This window comes from Nocardioides sp. (assembly GCF_036374615.1).
GTDB lineage: Bacteria > Actinomycetota > Actinomycetes > Propionibacteriales > Nocardioidaceae > Nocardioides.
The window spans coordinates 26,883-49,467 of record NZ_DASUTK010000017.1; the positions used below are offsets into that span (position 1 = coordinate 26,883).

24 protein-coding genes are annotated in these 22,585 nt (G+C 71.2%); 15 read left to right on the plus strand and 9 right to left on the minus strand.

What is annotated here, in order from left to right; genetic code table 11:
• The first annotated feature begins 61 nt into the window (after positions 1–61).
• Positions 62–1,282 (plus strand): C39 family peptidase, encoded by a 1,221-nt coding sequence (locus VFZ39_RS01025; RefSeq protein ID WP_330863857.1) that lies wholly within the window; start codon positions 62–64, stop codon positions 1,280–1,282.
• A gap of 9 nt (positions 1,283–1,291) precedes the next feature.
• Here VFZ39_RS01025 and VFZ39_RS01030 read toward each other — a convergent pair whose 3' ends face one another.
• The gene (locus VFZ39_RS01030; protein WP_330863858.1) at positions 1,292–2,824 is read right to left on the minus strand and encodes a molybdopterin-dependent oxidoreductase; all 1,533 of its coding nucleotides are present in this window, start codon (positions 2,822–2,824) and stop codon (positions 1,292–1,294) included.
• A gap of 32 nt (positions 2,825–2,856) precedes the next feature.
• Here VFZ39_RS01030 and ispF point away from each other — a divergent pair, with 32 nt between their 5' ends.
• On the plus strand, positions 2,857–3,363 hold the full coding sequence (ispF, locus tag VFZ39_RS01035; RefSeq protein ID WP_330863859.1) for a 2-C-methyl-D-erythritol 2,4-cyclodiphosphate synthase: 507 nt from the start codon (positions 2,857–2,859) through the stop codon (positions 3,361–3,363).
• Between the two features lie 155 nt (positions 3,364–3,518).
• The gene (locus VFZ39_RS01040; RefSeq protein WP_330863860.1) at positions 3,519–5,111 is read left to right on the plus strand and encodes an MMPL family transporter; all 1,593 of its coding nucleotides are present in this window, start codon (positions 3,519–3,521) and stop codon (positions 5,109–5,111) included.
• 8 nt (positions 5,112–5,119) lie between these two features.
• On the opposite strand, the gene VFZ39_RS01045 is transcribed toward VFZ39_RS01040, so the two are convergent.
• On the minus strand, positions 5,120–5,605 hold the full coding sequence (locus VFZ39_RS01045) for a CarD family transcriptional regulator (RefSeq protein ID WP_180934452.1): 486 nt from the start codon (positions 5,603–5,605) through the stop codon (positions 5,120–5,122).
• Between the two features lie 210 nt (positions 5,606–5,815).
• On the opposite strand from VFZ39_RS01045, the gene VFZ39_RS01050 reads away from it, so the two are divergent.
• Genes VFZ39_RS01050 through VFZ39_RS01060 form a run of 3 tightly spaced genes read left to right on the plus strand, consistent with a single transcriptional unit; the run spans position 5,816 to position 7,858 of the window.
• Positions 5,816–6,574: a UbiA family prenyltransferase gene (locus VFZ39_RS01050; RefSeq protein WP_330863861.1), complete on the plus strand. Its 759-nt coding sequence runs from the start codon at positions 5,816–5,818 to the stop codon at positions 6,572–6,574.
• Positions 6,575–6,602: 28 nt separating this feature from the next.
• Positions 6,603–7,115, plus strand: coding sequence for a hypothetical protein (locus VFZ39_RS01055; RefSeq protein ID WP_330863862.1), 513 nt, complete (start codon positions 6,603–6,605; stop codon positions 7,113–7,115).
• Positions 7,115–7,858 (plus strand): phosphoglyceromutase, encoded by a 744-nt coding sequence (locus VFZ39_RS01060; protein WP_330863863.1) that lies wholly within the window; start codon positions 7,115–7,117, stop codon positions 7,856–7,858. The genes VFZ39_RS01055 and VFZ39_RS01060 overlap by 1 nt, the downstream gene beginning before the upstream one ends.
• Positions 7,859–7,927: 69 nt before the next feature.
• On the opposite strand, the gene soxR is transcribed toward VFZ39_RS01060, so the two are convergent.
• Positions 7,928–8,404 carry a redox-sensitive transcriptional activator SoxR gene (gene soxR / locus VFZ39_RS01065; RefSeq protein ID WP_330863864.1) on the minus strand — a complete coding sequence of 159 codons (477 nt, stop codon included), beginning with the start codon at positions 8,402–8,404 and terminating at the stop codon, positions 7,928–7,930.
• Between the two features lie 48 nt (positions 8,405–8,452).
• On the opposite strand from soxR, the gene VFZ39_RS01070 reads away from it, so the two are divergent.
• Both VFZ39_RS01070 and VFZ39_RS01075 read left to right on the plus strand, forming a co-directional pair.
• Positions 8,453–9,178 carry an SDR family NAD(P)-dependent oxidoreductase gene (locus VFZ39_RS01070; protein ID WP_330863865.1) on the plus strand — a complete coding sequence of 242 codons (726 nt, stop codon included), beginning with the start codon at positions 8,453–8,455 and terminating at the stop codon, positions 9,176–9,178.
• Complete coding sequence (locus tag VFZ39_RS01075) at positions 9,175–10,242, plus strand: S-adenosylmethionine:tRNA ribosyltransferase-isomerase (protein ID WP_330863866.1); 1,068 nt, start codon at positions 9,175–9,177, stop codon at positions 10,240–10,242. Before VFZ39_RS01070 ends, VFZ39_RS01075 begins: the two co-directional genes overlap by 4 nt.
• Positions 10,243–10,247: 5 nt before the next feature.
• Here VFZ39_RS01075 and phoU read toward each other — a convergent pair whose 3' ends face one another.
• A complete protein-coding gene (phoU, locus tag VFZ39_RS01080; RefSeq protein ID WP_330863867.1) occupies positions 10,248–10,898 on the minus strand; it encodes a phosphate signaling complex protein PhoU in 651 nt (216 codons plus the stop codon).
• Between the two features lie 122 nt (positions 10,899–11,020).
• Here phoU and VFZ39_RS01085 point away from each other — a divergent pair, with 122 nt between their 5' ends.
• The 3 genes from VFZ39_RS01085 (at position 11,021) to VFZ39_RS01095 (ending at position 13,965) form a co-directional block, all read left to right on the plus strand.
• Positions 11,021–12,154, plus strand: a complete 1,134-nt coding sequence (locus VFZ39_RS01085; protein ID WP_330863868.1) for a sensor histidine kinase — start codon at positions 11,021–11,023, stop codon at positions 12,152–12,154.
• On the plus strand, positions 12,151–12,828 hold the full coding sequence (locus tag VFZ39_RS01090) for a response regulator transcription factor (protein WP_330863869.1): 678 nt from the start codon (positions 12,151–12,153) through the stop codon (positions 12,826–12,828). Before VFZ39_RS01085 ends, VFZ39_RS01090 begins: the two co-directional genes overlap by 4 nt.
• A 204-nt stretch (positions 12,829–13,032) precedes the next feature.
• Positions 13,033–13,965, plus strand: a complete 933-nt coding sequence (locus VFZ39_RS01095) for a DMT family transporter (RefSeq protein WP_330863870.1) — start codon at positions 13,033–13,035, stop codon at positions 13,963–13,965.
• Between the two features lie 6 nt (positions 13,966–13,971).
• On the opposite strand, the gene VFZ39_RS01100 is transcribed toward VFZ39_RS01095, so the two are convergent.
• From VFZ39_RS01100 to VFZ39_RS01110, 3 genes are all read right to left on the minus strand, one after another.
• Positions 13,972–14,478, minus strand: a complete 507-nt coding sequence (locus tag VFZ39_RS01100; RefSeq protein WP_330863871.1) for a YbjN domain-containing protein — start codon at positions 14,476–14,478, stop codon at positions 13,972–13,974.
• Entirely contained in the window at positions 14,469–15,716 is a 1,248-nt protein-coding gene (mshA, locus tag VFZ39_RS01105) for a D-inositol-3-phosphate glycosyltransferase (RefSeq protein ID WP_330863879.1), read from the minus strand. The genes VFZ39_RS01100 and mshA overlap by 10 nt, the downstream gene beginning before the upstream one ends.
• Positions 15,717–15,845: 129 nt before the next feature.
• Positions 15,846–16,238: a hypothetical protein gene (locus VFZ39_RS01110; protein ID WP_330863872.1), complete on the minus strand. Its 393-nt coding sequence runs from the start codon at positions 16,236–16,238 to the stop codon at positions 15,846–15,848.
• Positions 16,239–16,292: 54 nt separating this feature from the next.
• Here VFZ39_RS01110 and VFZ39_RS01115 point away from each other — a divergent pair, with 54 nt between their 5' ends.
• The 3 genes from VFZ39_RS01115 to VFZ39_RS01125 all read left to right on the plus strand — a co-directional run bounded on the left by VFZ39_RS01115 (position 16,293) and on the right by VFZ39_RS01125 (position 18,399).
• Complete coding sequence (locus VFZ39_RS01115) at positions 16,293–17,039, plus strand: SDR family NAD(P)-dependent oxidoreductase (protein WP_330863873.1); 747 nt, start codon at positions 16,293–16,295, stop codon at positions 17,037–17,039.
• Positions 17,040–17,074: 35 nt separating this feature from the next.
• Complete coding sequence (locus VFZ39_RS01120; protein ID WP_330863874.1) at positions 17,075–17,764, plus strand: aspartate/glutamate racemase family protein; 690 nt, start codon at positions 17,075–17,077, stop codon at positions 17,762–17,764.
• Between the two features lie 68 nt (positions 17,765–17,832).
• The gene (locus tag VFZ39_RS01125) at positions 17,833–18,399 is read left to right on the plus strand and encodes a TetR family transcriptional regulator C-terminal domain-containing protein (protein ID WP_330863875.1); all 567 of its coding nucleotides are present in this window, start codon (positions 17,833–17,835) and stop codon (positions 18,397–18,399) included.
• 145 nt (positions 18,400–18,544) lie between these two features.
• Here VFZ39_RS01125 and VFZ39_RS01130 read toward each other — a convergent pair whose 3' ends face one another.
• Positions 18,545–19,891 carry a protealysin inhibitor emfourin gene (locus tag VFZ39_RS01130; RefSeq protein ID WP_330863876.1) on the minus strand — a complete coding sequence of 449 codons (1,347 nt, stop codon included), beginning with the start codon at positions 19,889–19,891 and terminating at the stop codon, positions 18,545–18,547.
• Positions 19,892–19,942: 51 nt separating this feature from the next.
• Positions 19,943–20,833: a ribonuclease HI family protein gene (locus VFZ39_RS01135; protein WP_330863877.1), complete on the minus strand. Its 891-nt coding sequence runs from the start codon at positions 20,831–20,833 to the stop codon at positions 19,943–19,945.
• A gap of 30 nt (positions 20,834–20,863) precedes the next feature.
• On the opposite strand from VFZ39_RS01135, the gene typA reads away from it, so the two are divergent.
• Positions 20,864–22,585: translational GTPase TypA (gene typA, locus VFZ39_RS01140; RefSeq protein WP_330863878.1), on the plus strand; the 1,722-nt coding region annotated here is incomplete at its 3' end.

Here is a 22,585-nt window from a genome sequence, read left to right on the forward strand (position 1 = left end):
GATGATCGTCGGAATCTGTGACTCGTGGGACAGGAGTGAACGATCGGCGTACCCTCGACGGGTGCTTCCCCTCCTCCGTCGGCTCGCCCCCGTCCTCGCGCTGGCGCTGGTCGTCCCCGTGCTCATGACGACCGCCGCCGAAGCCGCTCCGGCGAGACGCAAGATCCAGTACGCCGAGTGGCGGGGGGCGACCCTGTCCGAGGGAAGGTTCGCCGGCACCGTGCTGCACAAGGGCCGGGTCCGGATCGCCGAGCCGGTGGCGAGGCGCACCTACGGCGGCACCACGTACGACGTCGGCCGGTGGGTCTCACCCTGGCACGAGCCCGGCTTCGCCCTGACCGAGCTGATCGCGTCGTGGCAGGCGACCACGCCCGGCAACAGCTGGGTCGAGGTGCAGGTCCGCGGCCGCACCGCACAGGGCAGGCGCTCGAGCTGGGACACGTTGGGGCGCTGGGCCGCCGGCGACCGGCACGTCCGACGTACCTCCGCGGGCGCGCAGGGTGACGACCTGGCTGACGTCAACGTCGACACCTGGCAGGTGCCCGGAGGCGTCACCGCATGGCAGCTGCGGATCAGCCTGATGCGCGCCGGCAAGGCCCGCCCGACGGTGCGGGCGCTCGGGGCCGTGGCCTCGCGGCTCCCGGACGTCGACGACGTGACGACCTCGCAGCCTGGAGTCGCCAGCGGCCGCGACCACGTCGTGCTCGACGTGCCCCGCTACTCCCAGATGGTCCACTCCGGTCACTACCCGCGGTGGGGTGGCGGCGGCCAGGCGTGGTGCTCCCCCACGTCGCTCTCGATGGTGCTGGGCTACCACGACGCCCTGCCCCGGCCGGCGGCGTACTCGTGGGTGCCGGACGGTCACCCGCAGCCGTGGGTCGACCACGGGGCGCGGATGACGTTCGACCACGCGTACGACGGAACCGGGAACTGGCCGTTCAACGCGGCCTACGCCGGCAACCGGCTCGGCGTCACGGGGAGCGCCTACGTGACCCGGTTGCGCACCCTGCGCCAGGCTGAGCGGTTCGTCGCTCGCGGAGTGCCGCTGGTGGCGTCGATCTCCTTCGGTGCCGGGGAGCTGGACGGTGCCCCGATCTCGTCGACGAACGGCCACCTGCTGGTGATCGTCGGGTTCACGAGGTCCGGGAACGTCGTGGTCAACGACCCGGCCGCGCGGCGGAACAAGGGCGTGCGGCGGACCTACGACCGCGGCCAGTTCGAGGACGCCTGGCTGCCGACCTCCGGTGGCGTGGTCTACGTCGTCACTCGGGACGCGGGCTGACCGGAGCCCTTAGCGCCCCTCGGCGCTGAACTCGACCTCGTGCCAACCGGTGGCGCCGTCGGGCACCACGTCGCGCTCGACGCCGGTCTGGACCTCACCGTCCGCGCTGATGGCCCGGACCCGCAGGACGTGGTCGCCAGGTGCGACCGTGATGGTGCCGGCCCACTGCACCCACGTGTCGATCGAGGGCGCCTTGCCCAGCGACGTCGCCTCCCAGCCGCCACCGTCGAGACTGATCTCGACCTGGCGGATGCCGACCTGCTGCTGCCATGCGACACCGCCCACCCGGAGCTCGCCGGCCTCGACGCTCGCACCGTCCCTCGGCACATCGATCCGAGAGGCGAGCCGGACCGGGGCCTGCTCGGCCCAGCCCTTGCCCGTCCAGTACGCCTCGATCCGGTCGAAGCGCGTGACCTCCAGGTCGACGACCCACTTGCACGCTGACACGAACCCGTAGAGACCGGGCACGATGGTGCGGACCGGGAATCCGTGCTCGACCTGCAGCGGCCGGCCGTTCATGGCGATCGCCAGCATCGCGTCGCGTCCGTCGGTGAGAGCCGCGAGCGGCGTACTGCACGTCCACCCGTCGTCCGACGTCTGCAGCACCGCGTCGGCATCGGAGCTGACCCCCAGGTCGTCGAGGATCGTCGCGAGCCGGACGCCGCTCCACCAGGCGTTGCCGATCAGGTCGCCGCCGACCAGGTTCGAGACGCAGTTCAGCGTCACCCACGCCTCCGTGCGCTTGCGGGCCAGCAGGTCCTGGAACGTCAGCGTGACCTCGCGATCGACCATCCCGTGGATCCGCAACCGCCACTCGTCCGGCACGATCGTGGGGAGGGCGATCGCCGTGTGGATCAGGTAGAAGTCGTCGGCGTGCGTCAGCCAGGGTGAGACGCCGTCGAGGCCGACCTTCGTCGCGGGCGGCACGGACGGCTCGCTGACACCGGTCAGCCGCAGCAGTCGGCGGCTGGCCTCCACCCGACGCCGGCCACTGCCCCAGAGCCGGCCCAGCACACCCAGGCCGAGCGAGATCACCGCGACCCCGGCGGCGCCGAAGAGGAACCCGCGGCGGGTCCCGAGCCCGGCGGCCGATTCGACCGGCTCCGGCGCGGGCGACTTGATCCGAGCGGTCAGGGCGCTCAGCACCAGCAGCCAGGTCACGAAGCCCACGGCGACCGGCAGGTACGACGTCGTGGTGGGCGCCTCCTGTGTCGCCACCGCGGCCGCGCCCACTGCCGCGAGAGCGCCGAAGAGCAGCACCGGCGCCCACCAGCGCCGGGCCGCCAACCGGCCGGCCCAGGCGAACAGCGCCGCCAGCACCACGAGGACCCCCGCCACCAGCACCGGCTTGTCGTTGAAGCCCAGGAAGCCGATGGCTTGCTCGACCACCTCACCGGGCGTCAGCCGGATCACCAGCTCTGCCACAGCGACGACGGGTGAGGTGCGCACCGACATCACGTTCGCCACCGCGTAGCTGGTGGCGAGCCCCGCCGCACCGGCCACGAGCCCGGCCAGGGACCACGCGCCGCGGATGGTGCTCATGAGGGCAATTGTGGCTCAGGCATGATCGTGCTGTGCAGAACGACCCAGGGAGCCCGCCGCCCTCCGTGGCGCGCGTCGGGATCGGCACTGACGTCCACCGGCTCGTCGACGGCGCACCCATGCACCTCGCGGGGCTCGCCTGGCCGGAGGAACCGCAGGGCCTCGAGGGCCACTCGGACGCCGACGTCGCGGCCCACGCCGCCTGCGACGCACTGCTGTCCGCGGCCGGGCTCGGTGACCTCGGCAGCAACTTCGGGACGGCCGAGCCGAGGTGGGCCGGCGCCTCGGGCGTCGTACTGCTGGCCGAGACCGCGCGCCGCGTGCGCGAGTCCGGCTTCGAGATCGGCAACGTCGCGATCCAGGTGGTCGGGAACCGGCCCCGGCTCGGACCGCGCCGGGCAGAGGCGGAGACCGCCCTCGGCGACGCCGTCGGTGCGCCCGTGTCGGTCTCGGCCACCACGACCGACGGGCTCGGACTCACCGGTCGCGGCGAAGGAGTCGCGGCGATCGCCACCGCCCTGCTCCACCGCCCCGCCTGACCGTCGACGCAACCCGCCCCGACCGTCCACTCCCAACCGGCGCCTCTGGCGCGGACACCGAGGTCGATGCAGACTGTGCAGCCTGATCAGCCGTTCAGCCGTAGCTCGGGTGGCCGTCGCGTGACGTTCGAAGACACCCGGGAGGCGCCGTGTCGATGTTCCTGTTCCACCTCGGCGGCCGGATCGCGAGGCACAGAGGCGCCACGGTGGCTGTCTGGTTCCTCGTGCTGGCGGCACTCATCGGTGGCTCCCGCACCCTCGGCACCGACTACGACGACACGTTCGTCCTACCGGGGGCCTCCTCCCAGGCCGGCCAGGACGTGCTGGCCGAGCGGTACGGACTGACCGGCACCAGCGGACAGGTCCTGGTGACCGCCGGCGCCGGCACGATCTCGGACGGTCGCAATGCCGACGAGGTGGCCGACCTGGCCACGGCGATCGACGCCCTGGACGATGTCTCGGCAGGCAACCCCCTCGTCGGCGACTACCCCGTCGTCTCCGACGACCAGCGACACACGATCATCCAGGTGCGGTTCGCCTCGCAGAACCCCGAGGACCACCTCCTGGACGAGGTCACGGACGCCGCAACACCTGCCGCCGGCAGCGACCTGGACACCTCGATCGGTGGTGACGCCTTCAAGGACAGCTCCGAACCGAGTCGAGTCCCCGAGCTGCTCGGGCTCCTGGTGTCCTACGTGATCCTGGCCGTCACCTTCGGCTCCCTCCTCGCGGCCGGCATGCCGATCTTCTCCTCGCTCGTGGGAGTCGGGGTGACGCTCAGCGCGGTCGTGGTGATCACCCACGTCACGACCGTCTCGAGCAGCGCGCCGACACTGGCGGAGATGCTCGGTCTCGCCGTCGGCATCGACTACGCGCTGTTCATCCTGTCGCGGCACCGGCGCAACCTGGCCGACGGACACTCCCCGACCGAGTCGATGTCGCGGGCCCTGGCGACGGCCGGGAGCGCCGTCGTCTTCGCCGGCGCCACGGTCGTCATCGCGCTGATCGGGCTCACGGTCGCCGGCATACCCGTGCTGACCGTGATGGGGCTGGCCGCCGCCGGAGCGGTCTCCACCGCCGTACTGGTGGCGCTGACGCTGTTGCCGGCCATCGCGCTCCTGCTCGGCGAGCGGTTGCGACCCAAGCCCCGCAGGGCACCCAAGCCGCGCAGGAAGGGCAAGCCGCCGAAGGTCGGCTTCGGCACCCGTTGGGTGCGAGCCGTGACGCGGGTCCCGCTGCTCACCATCGCCGCCGTCCTGGTGCTGCTCGGTCTCGTCGCCCTCCCGGCGGCCCAGCTCGACCTCGCGCTCCCCGACAACAGCACTGCGCCGGGGGAGAGCCAGGCCCGTCAGACGTACGACGAGATCACGGCGGCATTCGGAGCCGGCTACAACTCCCCGCTCTCCGTGACGGCCGACATCATCACCAGCACCGACCCGACGACCACGGTGGACGACCTGGCCACGAAGGTCAGCGAGGTACCCGACGTGGTCGCCATCCTGCAGGCGACTCCCAACCCTGGAGCCGACACCGGCCTGGTCGCCCTGATCCCCCGGGAGGGTCAGACCGCGGAGTCCCCTGCCGACCTCGTGCAGGAGCTGCGTGATCGCGGTCCGCAGTGGGAGAGGGAGCTCGGACGGGTGCCCGGGACGGCGCAGGTCTGGGAACGGCGACCGGCTGAGTCACCTCACGACGCACGAGACCCCCGGGTCGCCCCGGGGGTCTCGTGGTCGTTCGTGGCTCGGTGAGCCGTGGGTCAGGAGGCGAGCACCTCGTCGAGGATGGCCTCGGCCTTGTCCTCGTTGGTGTGCTCGGCCAGCGCCAGCTCGGAGACCAGGATCTGCCGGGCCTTGGCCAGCATCCGCTTCTCGCCCGCCGACAGGCCGCGGTCACGCTCGCGGCGCCAGAGGTCGCGCACGACCTCGGCGACCTTCATGACGTCGCCGCTGTGGAGCTTCTCGAGGTTGGCCTTGTAGCGGCGCGACCAGTTGGTCGGCTCCTCGACGTGCGCGGCACGGAGCACGTCGAACACACGGTCGAGGCCCTCCTTGTCGACGACGTCACGAACACCTACGAGATCGAGGTTGCAAGCCGGTACCCGGACCACCAGGTCCTGCTGGGCGACGATCCTCAGAACGAGGTACTGACGGTCCTCTCCCTTGATCTTCCGCATCTCGATGTCCTCGATGACTGCGGCCCCATGATTTGGATAGACAACCGTTTCGCCGACGGTGAAAGTCATATGTGAAGTACCCCTTTCCAGGCCTCCATCGTAACACGGCACCGGTTGGACCTCCGAAGCGTTTGTGCAGGTCAGGACGGCAATCAGGGCTTGACAGAACGGCTCCTGGTGTGGTGGAGCCACCGTCGCGACGGGGAGCTGGCAGGTCCCGTTGGCCGGGACCGTCGACTTCTGTGACCGCCGCAGCGCCGGTGGTCGATACTGCGGGGCATGGCCAGCACGAGCTCGGACGGTCCGGCCGTCGACGGCGACACCCGCAGGTCGTGGCGTCACTGGACGCCGCTCCTCCTGCTGCGCGCGTCCCACCCCCGGCTCGGGCTGATCAGCGCGCTCGGGCTCGCCGGCGCCGCCGCTCTCAGCGGTCGGCCGACCCGTGAGGTGGGGATGGTCCTGGCCACCGTGTTGGCCGGGCAGGCGATCCTCGGCTGGCAGAACGACCTGGTCGACCGTCACCGCGACGCCGCCGACGGCCGCGACGACAAGCCGATCGGGCAGGGGCTGCTCGCGCCCGGAGACGCGACGTTCGCGATGGCGTGCGCCGCCCTGGCGGTCGTGCCGCTCGCCGTGTCGCACGGCGTGTGGGCCGGGCTGAGCTATCTGGGCTCGCTCGTGATCGGGCTGATCGGCAACGTGTTCCTCCGCAACGGTTGGCTCTCGTGGCTGACGTGGGCGGCGTCGTACGGGCTCTACCCGGCGTTCCTGGCGTACGGCGGCTGGGCCGGAGAGGGCCGCACCAGGCCGCCCGAGTTCTCGGTGCCCGTGCTCGCGGCGCTGCTCGGGGTCTGCGTCCACGTGCTGGTCTCGCTGCCCGGGCTGGTGCGCGACCACGAGCACGGCGTCCGGCACCTGCCGCTGCGCCTGGGGCTGCGGATCGGAGCGGCCAGGCTGCTGTGGGCGACGATCCTGGTGACCGCGTTGGTGCTCGCCGGTCTCTTGGCGACGGGCGCGCAGGTCGGCCTGCGGCAGTGACACCGGCGCGGCCCGCTAGCATGCGCCCATGCAGAAGACCCGACGCTCCTGGGCGCTGGCGGTAGGTGCACTGCTGCTGGCGGCGCCGCTGTCCTCGTGCGGCTTCGACAACGCCACCGAGAGGGTCTACACACCGGCCGTCGGAGCCAACAACCGGGACGCGTCGATCGACGTGCTCGGTGCGGTGATCGTCTCGGCCGAGGAGGGCTCCGGCACGTTCGTTGCGACGTTCGTCAACAACGACCAGGAGGAGGACGGAGTCGTCGAGGCGATCACGCCCGACGACGACACTGTCCAGTTCGACTTCTCGCCGATCACGGTCGAGCCCGGCGGCCTGGTCAACCTGGCCGCCGAGGACGAGGAGGGCGTCCCGGTCGAGGGTGAGATCGCGGCGGGCGACATGGTGCCACTGAGCATCCAGATCTCCGGTGGCGACCTGCTGCAGATGATCGTGCCGGTCGTGTCCAACTGCAACGAGTTCGAGGGCATCGACGGCACCGGCGGCGAGTGCGAGGTCGCCGAGCCCGAGGGCGAGCACTGATGACCCACACGCTGATCCTGCTTCGGCACGGCGAGAGCGAGTGGAACGCGAAGAACCTCTTCACCGGGTGGGTCGACGTCGACCTGACCGAGAAGGGCCGGGCGGAGGCCGTCAGCGGTGGGCGACAGCTCCGCGAGGCCGGGCTGCTGCCCGACGTCGTCCACACCTCGCTCCAGCGGCGCGCGATCACGACCGCCCACCTCTCGCTCGACGCCGCCGATCGGCACTGGATCCCGGTGCGGCGGTCGTGGCGCCTCAACGAGCGGCACTACGGCGCGCTCCAGGGCAAGGACAAGAAGCAGACCCTGGAGGAGTACGGCGAGGAGCAGTTCATGACGTGGCGGCGCTCCTTCGACGTGCCGCCGCCACCGCTCGACGACGACAACGAGTACTCCCAGGTCGGTGACCCGCGGTACGCCGATCTCGGCGACGAGATGCCGCGCACCGAGTGCCTCAAGGACGTCATCGTGCGGATGCTGCCCCACTGGGAGTCGTCGGTCGTGCCGGATCTTCAAGCGGGCCTGACGGTGCTGGTCGCGGCGCACGGCAACAGCCTGCGCGGCATCGTGAAGCACCTCGACGGCATCAGCGACGACGACATCGCCGGCCTCAACATCCCCACCGGCATGCCGCTGGTCTACCGCCTCGACGAATCCCTGCGGCCGACGGTCGCCGGCGGGGAGTACCTCGACCCCGAAGCGGCCGCTGCCGCTGCGGCCGCCGTCGCCAACCAGGGCCGCTGACACCGTCCGAGCCGGAGCGTCCCCGTCGGGCCGGAGTTTCGAGGCTCAGGCCTCGACGGCCTTCGCAGGTCAACCGCCGGCAGAGTGGGGGCGGCGGAGGAGGCGCGGCAGTCGCGCGGCTCCCGGCGCCCGCTCGTCGGAGGCGAGCACGTCCCCGGGGTTGTAGATCGAGCAGCGCTGCAAGGACAGGCAGCCGCACCCGATGCAGGAGTCGAGGCCGTCGCGCAGGCTCTCGAGCGCTGCGATCTGCTCGTCGAGGCGACCGCGCCAGTGTCGACTGATCCGGGACCAGTCGGCCTTGGTCGGCGTCCGCTCACGAGGCAGCTGCGCCAGCTCCTCCCGGATCTCGTGCAGCGTCAGACCGACGTTCGCCGCGGCACGGATGAACGCGAGGCGGCGCAGCGTGCTCCGCTCGAACATCCGCCGGCCGCCCGGCGAGCGGCTGGCGTGGATCAGCCCCTCCGCCTCGTAGTAGCGCAGCGCAGAAGCCGCGAACCCCGAACGATCGGCCACCTCACCGACGGACAGTAGTTCTCGAGAATTCATTGGCTGCTCCTTGAACTCAAGTTCACTTGAACTTGAATACTCACAGTCATGACTCGAGAACTCAACCCCAAGACCGCACTTGTCACCGGAGGGTCCGAGGGCCTCGGCCTGGAGCTGGTCCGAACTCTGAGCGACCGCGGCTGGGACGTCGTGACCGACGCACGGAACGGAGATCGGTTGCACGCCAACCTCACGGACCTGCCGGCCCGTTCCCGGGTCCGGGCGATGCCCGGAGACGTCGCGGACGCGGTCCACCGCGGCCTGCTCGTCGACCTGGTGGCCGAGCTCGGTGGCCTCGACCTGCTGGTGCTCAACGCCAGCACGCTGGGGCCGCTACCGATGCGGCCGCTGCGGGACCTGACCGCGGTCGAGCTGGGCGACACCATCCGAGGCACGGCGGGCGCGAACGCGGCCCTCATGATCGAGCTGACCGACCAGCTGTTGCGCCGGGACGGCGTCGTCGTCGGGATCTCCTCCGATGCCGCCGTGGAGCACTACGAGACCTGGGGTCCGTACGGCGCCGCCAAGGCGGCCCTCGACCACCTGGTCCAGACGTTCGGCGCCGAGACCGGCCTGGCGGCGTACGCCGTCGACCCCGGCGACATGCGCACCCGGATGCAACAGGACGCCTTCCCGGACGAAGACATCGCCGACAGGCCGCTGCCCGCCACAGTCGTCCCTCGGCTCCTCGCGCTCGTGGCGCAACGTCGACCGAGCGGGCGTTACCGGGCCTCCGACATCGAGCTGCCCGCCCGCGAGGACGTGGTGGCGTGACGACGCTGACGCTGCGTCCCACGACCACCTTCCAGGTGCCGACGACCGCCTTCGCCGACGCGCCCGCGGAGCGACGAGGTGTGCCCCGGGACGAGGTCCGGCTGCTCGTGGCCGGCCCCGGTGGGGTGCGACACTCGCGGTTCGCCGACCTGCCAGACCACCTGCGACCGGGTGACCTCGTCGTGGTCAACAACTCGGCCACGGTCCCCGGTCAGCTCGACGCGACCTGGGAGCGGGGCGAGTCGAGCGTGCCGGTCGTTCTCCACGTCGGCTCCCGCCTCGACGACCTCACGCGGGTGGTCGAGCTGCGCACGGCGCCGGACGCGGGGCGCGCGGTGCTCGACGCCGAGCCCGGCGAGGTGGTGCGCGTGGGGGGCGCGACCGCGACGTTGGTGGCGCCCTACCCGGAGGCCGACTCCTCCCCCACCGGGTCGGGCAACCGGCTGTGGCGCGCCCGGGTGGAGGGCGACCTGGCCGGCCTGCTGCGGCGCCAGGGTCGACCGATCAGCTACGGCTACCTCAGCGACCACTTCCCGTTGTCGGCGTACCAGTCCGTCTTCAGCACGGAGTCCGGCAGCGCCGAGATGCCGTCGGCCGGGCGACCGTTCACACACGAGGTGATCACCAGGCTGGTCGCGAACGGTGTAGGCGTCGCTCCGATCACCCTGCACACCGGCTTCTCGTCGCAGGAGGCCGGCGAGGCACCCCAGCCGGAGTGGTTTGCGGTGCCGGCCGCGACTGCGCGACTGGCGACCTCGACCCGGGCCGCCGGCGGCCGGGTGGTGGCCGTGGGCACGACCGTGACGCGCGCCCTGGAGTCGGCCGTCGACGGGGATCGTGTCGTCGCACGGCACGGCTGGACCGAGCGAGTCGTGACCCCGGCGGACCCACCGCAGGTCGTCGACGGCCTGGTCACGGGTTGGCACGACCCGGGCGCGTCACACCTGCTGCTCGTGGAAGCCGTGGCCGGCCCCGCGCTCACGCAGGTTGCGTACGACGCGGCGACCGCCGAGGGGTACCTCTGGCACGAGTTCGGTGACGCGGCCCTGCTGCTGCGGCGGTGAGGCGGTCAGGCGTCGACCGGCTGCTGGCCGGTGACCACGAAGACGATCCGGTGGGCGACGGACACCGCGTGGTCGGCGATCCGTTCGTAGTAGCGGCCCAGCAGCGCCACGTCGACCGCAGGCTCCACTCCGGAGGACCACTGGCCCGACAGCAGGTCGCGGAAGCTCTGACGCCGCAGCCTGTCCATCTCGTCGTCGTCGCGACCGAGCGCCATCGCAGCCTGCACGTCGCGATCGGTGATGATCTGGGCGAGTCGGGCCACCATGTCGCGCGCGACATCCGCCATCTGGGACATCGTGGGCCTGATCTCGTCCGGCACCGCGAGCTCGGGAACGCGCAGCCGCGCGATCTTCGCGACGTGCACCGACAGGTCGCCCATCCGCTCCAGCTCGCTCACGATCCGCAGCGCGGAGATGACCACCCGGAGGTCGCCGGCGACCGGTTGCTGCAGTGACAGCAGGGTGAAGCAGGTCTCCTCGACCCGCTCGCGAGCCGCGTCGATCTCCGCGTCGCCGCTGATGACCTGCTCCGCCACCCGGGCGTCGCCCTCCAGCAGGGCGATGCTCGCGAGCGCGACCGCGTTCTCGACGCGCCGGCAGATGCCGGCGAGGTCGACGAAGACCGCGTCGAGCTGGTCCTGGAACGCGTTCCGCATGGCCGGACCCTAGGGCGCTCAGGTGAAGGGACGGGGCCGCTGCGTGAACGCACGGTGAACAGTCGTCGATGGTCTGGCCCGAGCCCGGGGTCCCGGCGGAACGGCTGCGTACGCTTGACACCGTGGACGGCACGCTCTCGACGCTGCTCGCCGCGCTGCTCGGCGCCGGCGTCGCCGGGGTCGCCGTGTACGCGTGGTCGCTGAGCGACCGGTTGCGCCGCCAGGCTCCGCCCGTCCCGGATCCGGTCCTTCCGCCCGGGATCGGCACCGTGCTGTCGGTGCTCCGCAGCAGCGCGGTGGTCGTCGGTGAGGACGGCGTCGTCGTCAAGGCGAGCGCCCCGGCGTACAGCCTCGGGCTGGTCCAGGGCCACCGGCTGGCGCCGGTCGAGCTCGCCGAGATGGTGGAGCAGGTACGCCGCGACGGTGACATCCGCGAGACCGAGCTGCTGTTGAGCCGACCCGACGGGCTGTCGGCCCGCAACGTCGAGGCCCGGGTGGCGCCGCTCAGCTCCCGCCTGATCCTCGTGCTGGTCGACGACCGCACCCGGGAGCGGCAGGTCGAAGCGGTGCGCCGCGACTTCGTCGCCAACGTGAGCCATGAGCTGAAGACCCCGGTCGGCGCGATCCGGCTGCTCGCCGAGGCCGTCCGCGACGCTGCCCACGACCCCGAGGCGGTGCAACGGTTCGGCGGCCGGATGATGACCGAGTCGGACCGGCTGACCCGACTCGTGCAACAGATCATCGAGCTGTCCCGGCTGCAGGCAGCCGACCCGCTGGGACAACCGCTGCCGGTGCAGATCGATGAGGTCGTCAAGAACGCGATCGACACGTGCGCGATCGACGCCGATGCCGCCCGGATCACCGTCGTCAGCCGTGGCGCCTCCGGCCTCGAGGTGCTCGGCAACGCCGAACAGATCACGGCCGCTGTCGCCAACCTGGTCGCCAACGCGATCGCGTACTCGGAGGCCGGGTCCACGGTGCTGGTGTCCACGAAGGGACAGCCCGAGAGCGTCGAGGTCTCGGTCGTCGACCAGGGCATCGGGATCCCCGAGCCGGAGGTGAGACGGATCTTCGAGCGGTTCTACCGGGTCGACCCGGCTCGCCACCGTTCCACCGGCGGCACGGGTCTCGGCCTGTCGATTGTCAAGCACGTCGCCGCCACCCATGGTGGCGACATCAACGTCTGGTCCGTGGAGGGGCAGGGCTCGACGTTCACCCTGACGCTGCCCCGCAGGAAGCAGGAACATCGACCGTGACCCGGGTACTCGTCGTCGAGGACGAAGAGAGCTACAGCGACGCGCTCTCGTACATGCTGCGCAACGAGGGGTTCGAGGTCGCGATCGCGACCAACGGCCACGACGCGCTGGCCGAGTTCGACCGCCACGGCGCGGACATCGTGCTGCTGGACCTGATGCTCCCCGGTATCCCGGGCACGGAGGTCTGCCGTCAGATCCGGACCACCTCGAGCGTGCCGGTGATCATGGTGTCGGCCAAGGACGACGAGGTCGACAAGGTGGTCGGCCTGGAGCTCGGCGCCGACGACTACGTCACCAAGCCGTACTCACCACGTGAGCTCGTGGCGCGGATCCGCGCCGTGCTCCGACGCGGCATCGAGCCTGACGCCGCGCCGACCACGTTGGAGGCCGGGCCGGTCCGGATGGACGTGGAGCGCCACGTCGTCACCGTCAACGGCGAGCAGCAGCGGCTGCCGCTCAAGGAGTTCGAGCTGCTGGAGATGTTCCTCCGCAACGCCGGTCGCGTGCTCACGCGGGGTCAGCTGATCGACCGGGTGTGGGGCTCCGACTACGTCGGCGACACCAAGACCCTCGACGTCCACGTGAAGCGGCTCCGCGCCAGGCTGGAGCCCAACCCCTCGGAACCGCGGCACCTCCTGACCGTCCGGGGGCTCGGCTACAAGCTCGACCTGTGACGGGGCGCTCGTCGGGCGGGGTACGGGGCGTCCGATGAGGCGGGTTTCGAGGCTCGGGCCTTGACGGCCCTCGCACCTCAACCACCGCAGGGGCCTTGACGGCCCTCGCACCTCGACCACCGCCGGGGTCGAGTGGCCGGAAGTCGTGGTGCGCCGTCCGAAAACCGCGTGTCGGCGCCCGGTCGTAATACCTAGGCTGGACCGGTGACCATAACTGTCCGCGACCCCGTCGCCGCGGTCCGTACGCCGGTGTGGAAGCCAGTCGCCGCGGCCTCGTTCACGTTGCTCACGTGGTCCTCCGCCTTCGTGGCGATCCGTCACCTCGGCCACGAGGTTCCGCCCGGCTCGCTCAGCCTCGGCCGGCTGCTGGTGGCCGTGGCCGTCCTCGGTGCCATGGTGATGGCGCAGCCGCGGCGCCGGGTGCCCACCCGACGCGAGTGGCCGTTGATCATCCTCGGCGGGATCAGCTGGATCGGCATCTACAACGTCGCCCTCAACGAGTCCGAGCGGCGGATCGACGCAGGCACGGCGGCGCTCATCATCCAGGTCGGCCCGATCCTCGTGGCGCTGCTGGCGACGTTCCTGCTGGGGGAGCGCCTCACTTCCTGGCTGGTCGCCGGGCTCGCCGTCGGGTTTGCGGGTGTCGTCCTGATCGGGCGCGTCTCGTCCTCCGGCGACAACGGCGACCTGATCGGCGTCGTGCTGTCCCTCGTGGCCGCCCTCACCTTCGCGGTCGGGGTGATCACGCAGAAGAAGCTGCTCGGGTGCGGCATGACCGCGTTGGAGATGACGTTCTGGTACTACGTCGTCGGCGCGGTGGCGTGCCTGCCGTGGGCGGTCGAGCTGGTGGGCGTCACCCAGCGCGCGTCGGCCGTCGACCTTGTGTGGATCGTGTATCTCGGCATCGTGCCGTCCGCGATCGCGTTCACCACCTGGGCCTACGCCCTCTCGCACTCCGATGCGGGCAAGTTCGCGATGACGACCTTCCTGGTGCCGTTCATCACCACCCTGATGGCGTGGTTGGTGCTCGGCGAGGTACCCGCGGCGCTCGCGTTCGTCGGCGGCGCTATGTGCATCGCCGGCGTCGTGCTCACCCGGCGCACGCCACGGCGGCGCCAACCGGCTGCAGCGGGCTGACGGCCGTCATTCGGACTGGGCTTCGAGCCAGCCACGGAAGGCGTCGAGGTTGCGGGTCGACTCGCCGCGGGCCGTCCGCCACTCCCACTCCTTGCGGATGGCGGTCCCGAAGCCGAGCTCGAGGATGGTGTTGAACGACTCGTCGGCGTAGGTCAGCACGGCCCCGAGCAGCCGGTCGAGCTCGTCGGGGGTCACGGTGGCCAGCGGCAGCCGGGCGTCGAGGTAGATGTCGCCGAGCGGGTCCAGTCCGAATGCCACGGCGAACATCTTGAGGTTCTGCTGGAGCAACCAGCGGTACACGACCTCGTGGTTCTCGTCCGGACGTCGGCAGACGAACGCGTGCACCCCCAGCGCGTGCGGTCCGACGTCGAGCCTGACCGGCACCTGGAGCTTGCGCTCCCCCGGCATGGTCACGCTGAAGATCCCGTCGCCGATCTCCTCGTGGTCGAGCTCGGCGTCCGCGAGGTACGCGCGCAGGAGGCCGGCGACGCCGGCCTGATCGGTCACACCCATACAGCCATGGTCTCGCGCGCGCGTCGGTAGACGTCCAGCGTGCGATCGGCCGTGTGCTCCCAGGAGAACGAGTGGGCGTGGTCGACGGCACCGGCGGCGAGCCGTTCGCGCAGAGCCTCGTCAGAGATCACGCGTCGCAGCGCGTCCGCCCACGCGGACGCGTCGTGGCTGTCGACGAGCAGACCGGAGACCTCGTCCTGGACGACGGTGGTGAGTCCGCCGACTGCGGCGGCGACCACCGGCGTACCTGACGCCTGCGCCTCGACCGCGACCAGTCCGAACGACTCGTTGTAGGACGGGACGGCGACCAGGTCCGCCGCGGCGCACCAGCGGCTGAGATCGGGCTGGGTCACCGGCGGCACGAAGCGCACGACGTCGTCCAGGCCGAGGTCCCGCGCGAGCTCCGCCAGAGACTCGGGATGCTCCAGCCCGCTCCCGGACGGACCGCCCACGACTGGCAGCACGAGGCGGGAGCGTAGCGACGGGTCGCGCTCGAGCAGCTCGGCCACCGCCCGCAGCAGAACGTCGGGGGCCTTCAGCGGCTGGATCCGGCCGGCGAACATGAGGACGTGCGCGTTCTCGGGCAGGCCGAGCTCACGCCGGGTCCGCACGCGGTCGTGCGGGCGGAAGACGTCGAGGTCGACACCCGGGTGGACCACCTCGACCCGGCCCGGGTCGGCGTCGTAGAGGTTGATGAGCTGCTTGGCCTCGAGGTCGGTGTTCGCGATCAGCATGTCGGCCGCCGCCACGACCTGCTCCTCGCCGATGATCCGGCCCTCGGGCTCGGGCTTGTCACCGTCGGCCAGTGCGTCGTTCTTGACCTTTGCCATCGTGTGCATCGAGTGGACCAGGGGTACACCCCAGCGGTCACGGGCCAGCGCGCCTACCTGGCCCGAGAGCCAGTAGTGGCTGTGCACGGCGTCGTAGTGGCCCAGCGGATGCCCGGCCTCCGAGCGGAGCACCTCGCGCGCGAAGACGCACAGCTGACCGGGCAGCTCGGCCTTGGTGAGGCCCTCGAACGGGCCGGCGTGGATGTGCCGGACGGTGACCCCCTCCCCCGCGGGGGCCACCGGCGGCAGCTCGGAGGTGGTGGCGCGCGTGAAGATGTCGACCTCGACCCCGCGGCGTGCGAGCCGCTTGGAGAGCTCGAGCACGTACACGTTCATGCCACCGGCGTCACCCGTACCGGGCTGGTCGAGCGGCGACGTGTGCAGACTGATCATCGCCACCCGCTGCATGCCGTGCTCCACACCGCCTCCTGACGTCCGGTCCGGTCGGTCCGGACACAGTGACCCGGAGGCGTAACCACTACTCGTGACGAATCATTCCGTCCCGCGTGTCGGGCGGAATGCCGGGTCAGTCGCGTGTCACCGCGCGTGGGAGCCGGGTCGACGGCGAGGTGCCGCGTCCTCGGTCCGGCGGCCTCCGGTGAGCGAGTACAGAGCCAGCGAGCCGACCAGCGCGACCGCGCCGAGCACGCCGTCGAGCATGATCGCCTCGGAGTCGCCCTTCACCACGGCGTACACCGACCAGACCAGCAGCGGGAACGCTGCCGCCACGATCAGGCGGAGCCAGGTCGCGCTGCGACTCACCAGCCCGCCGCCGGCGCACGCGAGGGCCAGTCCGAGCAGCCCCAGCCCGACCCAGTAGATCGGGTCGGACCAGGTCGGTTCATCACCCGCGAGGTCGGCCCCCCACCGTGCCACCCAGCACGCTCCACCGAGCAGTCCGGCGACCAGTGCGAGGACACGAAGAAACATGGCGCTCCTGGGGGTTGGCGACGCTCGATTCTGCCAAAGGGCAGAATCGCGCCCATGAGCGTACTCCGCACCGCCGTGGTCACCGGAGCCAGCAGCGGCATCGGGGCAGCCTCTGCCCGCGCCCTCGCGGGAGCGGGCTTCCACGTCGTCTGTGCCGCCCGCCGCAGCGACCGGATCGAGTCACTGGCGCAGGAGATCGCCGGGACCGCAGTGGCGTGCGACGTGACCGACCCCGCCTCCGTCGCCACGCTCGCCGAGGCTGTCGGCGACACACTCCACGTACTCGTCAACAACGCCGGCGGCGCGTTCGACGCCGACCCGGTCGAGCTGGCAGACGCCGAGACCTGGCGGGCGATGTACGACGTGAACGTGCTCGGCACGCTCCGCGTCACCCAGGCGCTGCTGCCCGCGCTGCGTGCGAGCGGAGACGCGCTGATCCTCAACGTCGGCTCCACCGCCGGCCGGGTCGCCTACGAGGGCGGCGGGGGGTACACCGCCGCGAAGCACGGGACGAAGGTCCTCACCGAGACGCTGCGGCTCGAGCTCTGCGGCGAACCGGTCCGGATCTCGGAGATCGCACCGGGCATGGTGCGCACCGACGAGTTCGCCCTGGTCCGCTTCGGCGGCGACGCCGCCAAGGCGGATGCCGTCTACGACGGCGTTGCCGAACCACTGGTCGCCGAGGACGTGGCCGACGCCATCGCCTGGATCGCCACCCGACCCTCCCACGTGAACATCGACGAGCTGGTGATCCGACCGCGGGCCCAGGCTGCCCAGCACAAGGTGCACCGCGTCACCTGACCGCGGCCCCGGAACCCGGGTGGCAGACTGCCACCGTGCAGACCATCGGACTCGTCGGCGGGATGAGCTGGGAATCAAGCCTCGTCTACTACCGCGACCTCAACCTCGGGGTGCAGGAGCGGCTCGGCGGCCTCTCGTCGCCGAAGCTGGTGCTGAGCACCGTCGATTTCGCGGAGCTCACGGCGCTCGAGGATGCCGAGCGCTGGGACCGGATCGGGCAGCTGCTCGGCGAGGCCGCCCAGGGGGTCGAGCGTGCGGGCGCGGACTTCCTGCTCCTGTGCACGACCACCTTCCACAAGGTTGCGGACCAGGTCGCCGCCGCCGTCGACATCCCGCTGCTGCACCTCGCCGACGTGGTGGCCGAGGCGGTCCGGGCGGCCGGCACGACCAAGGTCGGGCTGATCGGCACGGCGGTCGCGATGTCCGACCCGTTCTTCATCGACCGGATGGCCGGGCACGGGGTCGAGGTGGTCGTCCCGGCCCCGGCCCACCACGACTACCTCAACACCGCGATCTATGACGAGCTGGTCCACGGTCACGTGATCGACCGCACCCGCCGCCGCGTGGTGGAGATCATCGACGAGCTCTGGGACGACGGCGCCGAGGGGATCCTGGTCGGTTGCACCGAGCTGGAGCTGCTGATCCGTCAGTCGGACATCGAGCTCCCGGCGTTCCCCTGCACGACGCTGCACGTGAACGCCGCCCTCGACCGCGCCCTGGGGTGACGAGTCGCGCGTCAGGCAGCTGTGGATGACGCGCTCCTGCTCCCCGCCGTTCGTGCTGTGCTGCGCCCGTGGACCCGTTGCGACACCTCATGCTGGCGCCGGACTCCGCCGCGCGCATCGACCTGGTGACCGATCTCGCCATCCCGCTCGTCGCTGCCGAGGGCCTCGTCGCCGCCACACCACGCGCCATCGCCGAGCTCGCCGGATGCACGCGTCAGGCAGTTCACCAGTGGTTCGGTGACCAGACCGGCCTCCGCCACGTGGTGGCAAATCGGTTCACCGGTCGCTGGGCGCGGTGGGCCGAGATCCGCGTCCACCACTACGGCGTGCTGGGTCTCCTCCCGGACAGCCCCGATGTGCGCGACTGGACCCGCGTCTGGCTGGCACTCGCGGAAGCCGCGGGGCGGGACCAAACCGTCGCCGAGTGTGTCGCCGCGGGACGTGCCACGGAGCTCGACCTGGTCCGTGCTCGAGTGGGACAGACCACGGCCGACGCCGTGCACGCGCTCGTGGAAGGGCTGCGGTGGCGGACTGCGGCCGACAGCGACGACTTTCCGGCTGCGCGAGCCGTGACCATCCTCGCCTCCACTCTGGCGAGGCTCGGGCCCGAAGGGGCCCTCGGTCAGCTTGCTTGACGTCAAGCAAGTTCCGCAGGAGGGGGTCCGCGGGGCGCGCAGCCGCCAGACCATCCCCGCAACGCCGGCGGCGCACGGATGCGTCAGGGGTCCACAGGGCCCTCAGTCAGCTTGCTTGACGTCAAGCAAGTTCAGCCAAAGGGGGTCAGGTGTCCGACAGCAGCAGGTCCGCGAGCTCGGAGAGGTCGCGTGTGAGGTCCTGCTCGGGCACGTCGACCGGACCGTCTCCGCACAGCTCGAACCGGTACACGAACCGGTCGGGCTGCGGAGCTCCGCGAGCGAGAGCGGTGAGGTCGATCCGGTCCACGAGCAGCTGCACTTCGGGGACCCGGGGATCAGCGGAGTCGAGATCGAGCGCACCCCGGACGGTCAGCCCAGCGAACCCGCCGGACCGGCTGACGCGCACCAGCCGGTCATCAGGCGCGGGCGGAGGGGTCGTGCGTCTCGAACCGGGGGTCACGCCCACCTGCTCCCACGCCTCGCGGACCACCGTCTCGTGCTCCGCCCCACCGGTCCGGCGCGCGGCCGCGGTGGTGGCGGCGGCGAACGCGGAGAAGGCGGTGTCGGGGCCGACCGAGCCGCCGGTGAGCGCGTCGTACCAGATCCGGCCGGCGCCCTCGGCGGCGCTGCCGCCCGCGGAGAGGGCACCGATCGCGCGGGCGGCGAGGACGAATGCCCGGTTGGGGATGCCCGAGTTGATGTGAACGCCGCCGTTGTCCTCGGTCGTGTCGACGTAGTCGTCCATGTGCCTCGGCTGGGGGTCACGGCCGAGCCGTGGGTCATCGTAGGCGGTGCCGGGCTCGGCCATGTCGCGCAACGCACGGGCAGAGACGCCCTCGACGAAGATCTCCTGCCCGATCAGCCACGTCCCCTCGGCCGCGGACTGCCCGAGCACCCGCTGCTCGAGGCAGGCGGCGAACACGTCGGACACCGACTCGTTCAGCGCTCCGGACTGGCCCTGGTAGACGAGCCCCGCCGTGTGCCCGGTCACCGCGTGCGCGAACTCGTGCGCGAGCACGTCGACGGCTCGGGTGAAGGGGCGGAAGATCCGGCCGTCGCCGTCGCCGAAGACCAGATGCGTGCCGTCCCAGAAAGCGTTGGCGTAGGAACGGCCGTAGTGGACCGTCAGCAGGACCTCGGCGCCCTCGCCGTCGAACGACGCGCGTCCGTAGACCTCGTCGTACATCGCGAGCGTGGCGCTGATCCCGACGGCGGCCTCGTCGACGCCGGCGTCACCGCTCTCGGGCTGGCCGTCGCGGCGCACCGGCCGCCCGGGCAGCTCGGTACGGCCACCGGCGTCGTGCACGGCCCACCGGGCCCGCGCGGCCCGTCGAGGGTGGTCCGGGTGTCCGGGGGCGTCCGTCCGTCGGTGGCGCAGCTCGCTGTCGAGCCGACGCTGGTGCTCCACGAGCTCCGCGGACAGACCTCCACGACGGCCGATCTCCTCGAGGAGGTACGGAGGGATGAAGCGGCAGGTCCCGAGCGGAGTCATGGCTCCTGCCTAGTCGCGACCACCGACAGGAGCAAGCGGAGTCGGCGCCGCTCAGGCCTCCGCGGTCCCCTGGTGGTACCGCTGCCGCCAGCTGCCGCGCTCCCGCACCCACCACGAGCTGCGCAGCGTGCTCTCCCCGGACGCGGCGATCCCGCGCCACAAGAGCAGCACGGTGTCGGGCGCGACCCGGTCGACACGCACCACCTCGAGCTCGACACGCGTCGGCAGGGGTCCGATCTCGGCGAGGATCTCCTCGCGGGACCACAGCCGACCGGACCGGCCCACCTCCTGCCAGTCGGGATGGAGCAGAGCGGCGACCGCAGCCGGGTCGCCGCGCACCTCGTCGGTGAGCAGCGAACGCTCCAGCGCGACGATCCGTTCCTCGTCGGTGGCGGGCACGTCCTCGGCCAGTGAGAACAGGTCAGGGTCGGGCTCTGGTTCGCGCGTCACCTCGAAGGCGTGGGCAGAACGGCCACCCCCCATACCGGGACCCGGCTCGGGCTCGCGCCCTTCCTTGCAGGCGTACGCCGCGGCGTTGGCCAGTGCGTCGGCCTTCTCGTTCAGCTCGTGACCGGCGTGGCCCTTGACCCACTCGAAGTGCACGCGGTCGCGGCGGCCGTCCATCGCCGTGTCGAGCTCCTTGAGGATCTCGACGTTGGCGACCGGCTTTCCGTCCCGCTTCTTCCAGCCGCGTCGCTTCCAGCCGGGCATCCACTCCCGGATCGCCTTGATGGCGTACGTCGAGTCGCAGATCACCAGGAGGTCGTCGTCGAGGTCCGCGGTCTGCTGGAGCAGGTCGAGCACCGCGGTCAGCTCACCCATGTTGTTGGTGCCGTGGGCCCATCCGCCGCTGGCCCACCGGTCCTCGTCGACGTACCAGGCCCACCCGGCCGGACCTGGGTTCCCGAGCGCGGACCCGTCGGCGGCGGCGATGAGCGTCACCGCGGCATCGTGCCATAGCCTGTCTCGGCTATGCCGACCACTCACTCAGTCCCTCGAGGGTCCGTCCGTGCGGACCTGCGCAACGTCGCCATCGTCGCTCACGTCGACCACGGAAAGACCACCCTCGTCGACGCGATGCTCCACCAGGCCGGCGCGTTCACGGCGCACCAGGCCGAGGGGGTTGCCGACCGGGTCATGGACTCCGGCGATCTCGAGCGCGAGAAGGGCATCACGATCCTCGCCAAGAACACCGCCGTCCACTACACCGGGCCGAGCGCACCCGAGGGATTGACGATCAACATCATCGACACCCCCGGACACGCCGACTTCGGGGGCGAGGTCGAGCGCGGGCTGTCGATGGTGGACGGCATCGTGCTGCTCGTCGACGCCAGCGAAGGGCCGTTGCCGCAGACCCGGTTCGTGCTGCGCAAGGCCCTCAACGCCGACATGCCGGTCGTCCTGGTCGTCAACAAGGTGGACCGCTCCGACGCCCGGATCGCGGAGGTCGTCGACGAGACCTACGAGCTCTTCCTCGACCTCCTCGACGACTCACACAACCAAGACGCCCTCGACTTCCCGGTCGTCTACGCCAGCGCCAAGGCCGGGCGGGCGGCGCTGGAGGTCCCCGAGAACGGCGGGCTGCCCGCCTCCGAGGACCTCGAGCCGCTGTTCCGGACCATCCTCGACACGATCCCCGCCCCGACGTACGACGAGGGCGCCCCGCTTCAGGCCCACGTCACCAACCTCGACGCGTCCCCCTTCCTGGGCCGGCTGGCGCTGCTGCGGGTCCACCAGGGGACGCTCCGCAAGGGGCAGACGGTCGCCTGGATCCGACGCGACGGCACCAGCAAGAACGTCCGCGTCACCGAGCTGCTGGTGACCGAGGGGCTCGAGCGCAAGCCCGGCCAGGAGGCCGGACCGGGCGACATCGTCGCCGTCGCGGGCATCCCGGACATCACCATCGGCGAGACGCTCGCCGACCCGGAGGACCCGAAGCCGCTGCCGCTGATCCACGTCGACGAACCGGCGATCTCGATGACCATCGGCACCAACAGCTCGCCGCTGGTCGGCCGGGTCAAGGGCTCGAAGGTCACCGCGCGGCTGGTCAAGGACCGGCTCGACGCCGAGCTCGTCGGCAACGTGTCGCTGCGGGTGCTCCCGACCGAGCGACCCGACACCTGGGAGGTGCAGGGTCGCGGCGAGCTGGCCCTCGCGATCCTGGTCGAGCAGATGCGGCGCGAGGGCTACGAGCTCACCGTCGGCAAGCCGCAGGTCGTCACCAAGGAGATCGACGGCAAGGTCCACGAGCCGGTCGAGCGGCTCACGATCGACGCTCCCGAGGACTACCTGGGCACCATCACCGAGCTGTTGGCGACCCGCAAGGGCCGGATGGAGCAGATGACCAACCACGGCACCGGCTGGGTGCGGATGGAGTTCCTGGTCCCCGCCCGCGGCCTGATCGGGTTCCGCACCGAGTTCCTCACCGAGACCCGCGGCACCGGCATCGCCCACCACGTCTTCGAGAAGTACGAGCCGTGGTCCGGCGAGATCCGGTCCCGCGCGTCCGGGTCGTTGGTGGCGGACCGCAAGGGCGCCGCGACGGCGTACGCGATGACCAACCTGCAGGAGCGCGGCGTCCTCTTCGTCGAGCCGACCACCGAGGTCTACGAGGGGATGATCGTCGGCGAGAACTCCCGTGCCGACGACATGGACGTCAACATCACCAAGGAGAAGCAGCAGACCAACATCCGC

What these genes read in the sequence shown, in the direction of transcription:
- VFZ39_RS01110 (WP_330863872.1), bottom strand. Translation starts at nt 16,238, where the DNA reads ATGTTTCTTCGTGTCCTCGCACTGGTCGCCGGACTGCTCGGTGGAGCG.
- VFZ39_RS01100 (WP_330863871.1), bottom strand. Translation starts at nt 14,478, where the DNA reads ATGGGTGTGACCGATCAGGCCGGCGTCGCCGGCCTCCTGCGCGCGTAC.
- mshA (WP_330863879.1), bottom strand. Translation starts at nt 15,716, where the DNA reads ATGCAGCGGGTGGCGATGATCAGTCTGCACACGTCGCCGCTCGACCAG.
- VFZ39_RS01070 (WP_330863865.1), top strand. Translation starts at nt 8,453, where the DNA reads ATGACTCGAGAACTCAACCCCAAGACCGCACTTGTCACCGGAGGGTCC.
- VFZ39_RS01060 (WP_330863863.1), top strand. Translation starts at nt 7,115, where the DNA reads ATGACCCACACGCTGATCCTGCTTCGGCACGGCGAGAGCGAGTGGAAC.
- VFZ39_RS01050 (WP_330863861.1), top strand. Translation starts at nt 5,816, where the DNA reads ATGGCCAGCACGAGCTCGGACGGTCCGGCCGTCGACGGCGACACCCGC.
- soxR (WP_330863864.1), bottom strand. Translation starts at nt 8,404, where the DNA reads ATGAATTCTCGAGAACTACTGTCCGTCGGTGAGGTGGCCGATCGTTCG.
- VFZ39_RS01040 (WP_330863860.1), top strand. Translation starts at nt 3,519, where the DNA reads ATGTTCCTGTTCCACCTCGGCGGCCGGATCGCGAGGCACAGAGGCGCC.
- phoU (WP_330863867.1), bottom strand. Translation starts at nt 10,898, where the DNA reads ATGCGGAACGCGTTCCAGGACCAGCTCGACGCGGTCTTCGTCGACCTC.
- VFZ39_RS01115 (WP_330863873.1), top strand. Translation starts at nt 16,293, where the DNA reads ATGAGCGTACTCCGCACCGCCGTGGTCACCGGAGCCAGCAGCGGCATC.
- VFZ39_RS01030 (WP_330863858.1), bottom strand. Translation starts at nt 2,824, where the DNA reads ATGAGCACCATCCGCGGCGCGTGGTCCCTGGCCGGGCTCGTGGCCGGT.
- VFZ39_RS01045 (WP_180934452.1), bottom strand. Translation starts at nt 5,605, where the DNA reads ATGACTTTCACCGTCGGCGAAACGGTTGTCTATCCAAATCATGGGGCC.
- VFZ39_RS01130 (WP_330863876.1), bottom strand. Translation starts at nt 19,891, where the DNA reads ATGACTCCGCTCGGGACCTGCCGCTTCATCCCTCCGTACCTCCTCGAG.
- VFZ39_RS01055 (WP_330863862.1), top strand. Translation starts at nt 6,603, where the DNA reads ATGCAGAAGACCCGACGCTCCTGGGCGCTGGCGGTAGGTGCACTGCTG.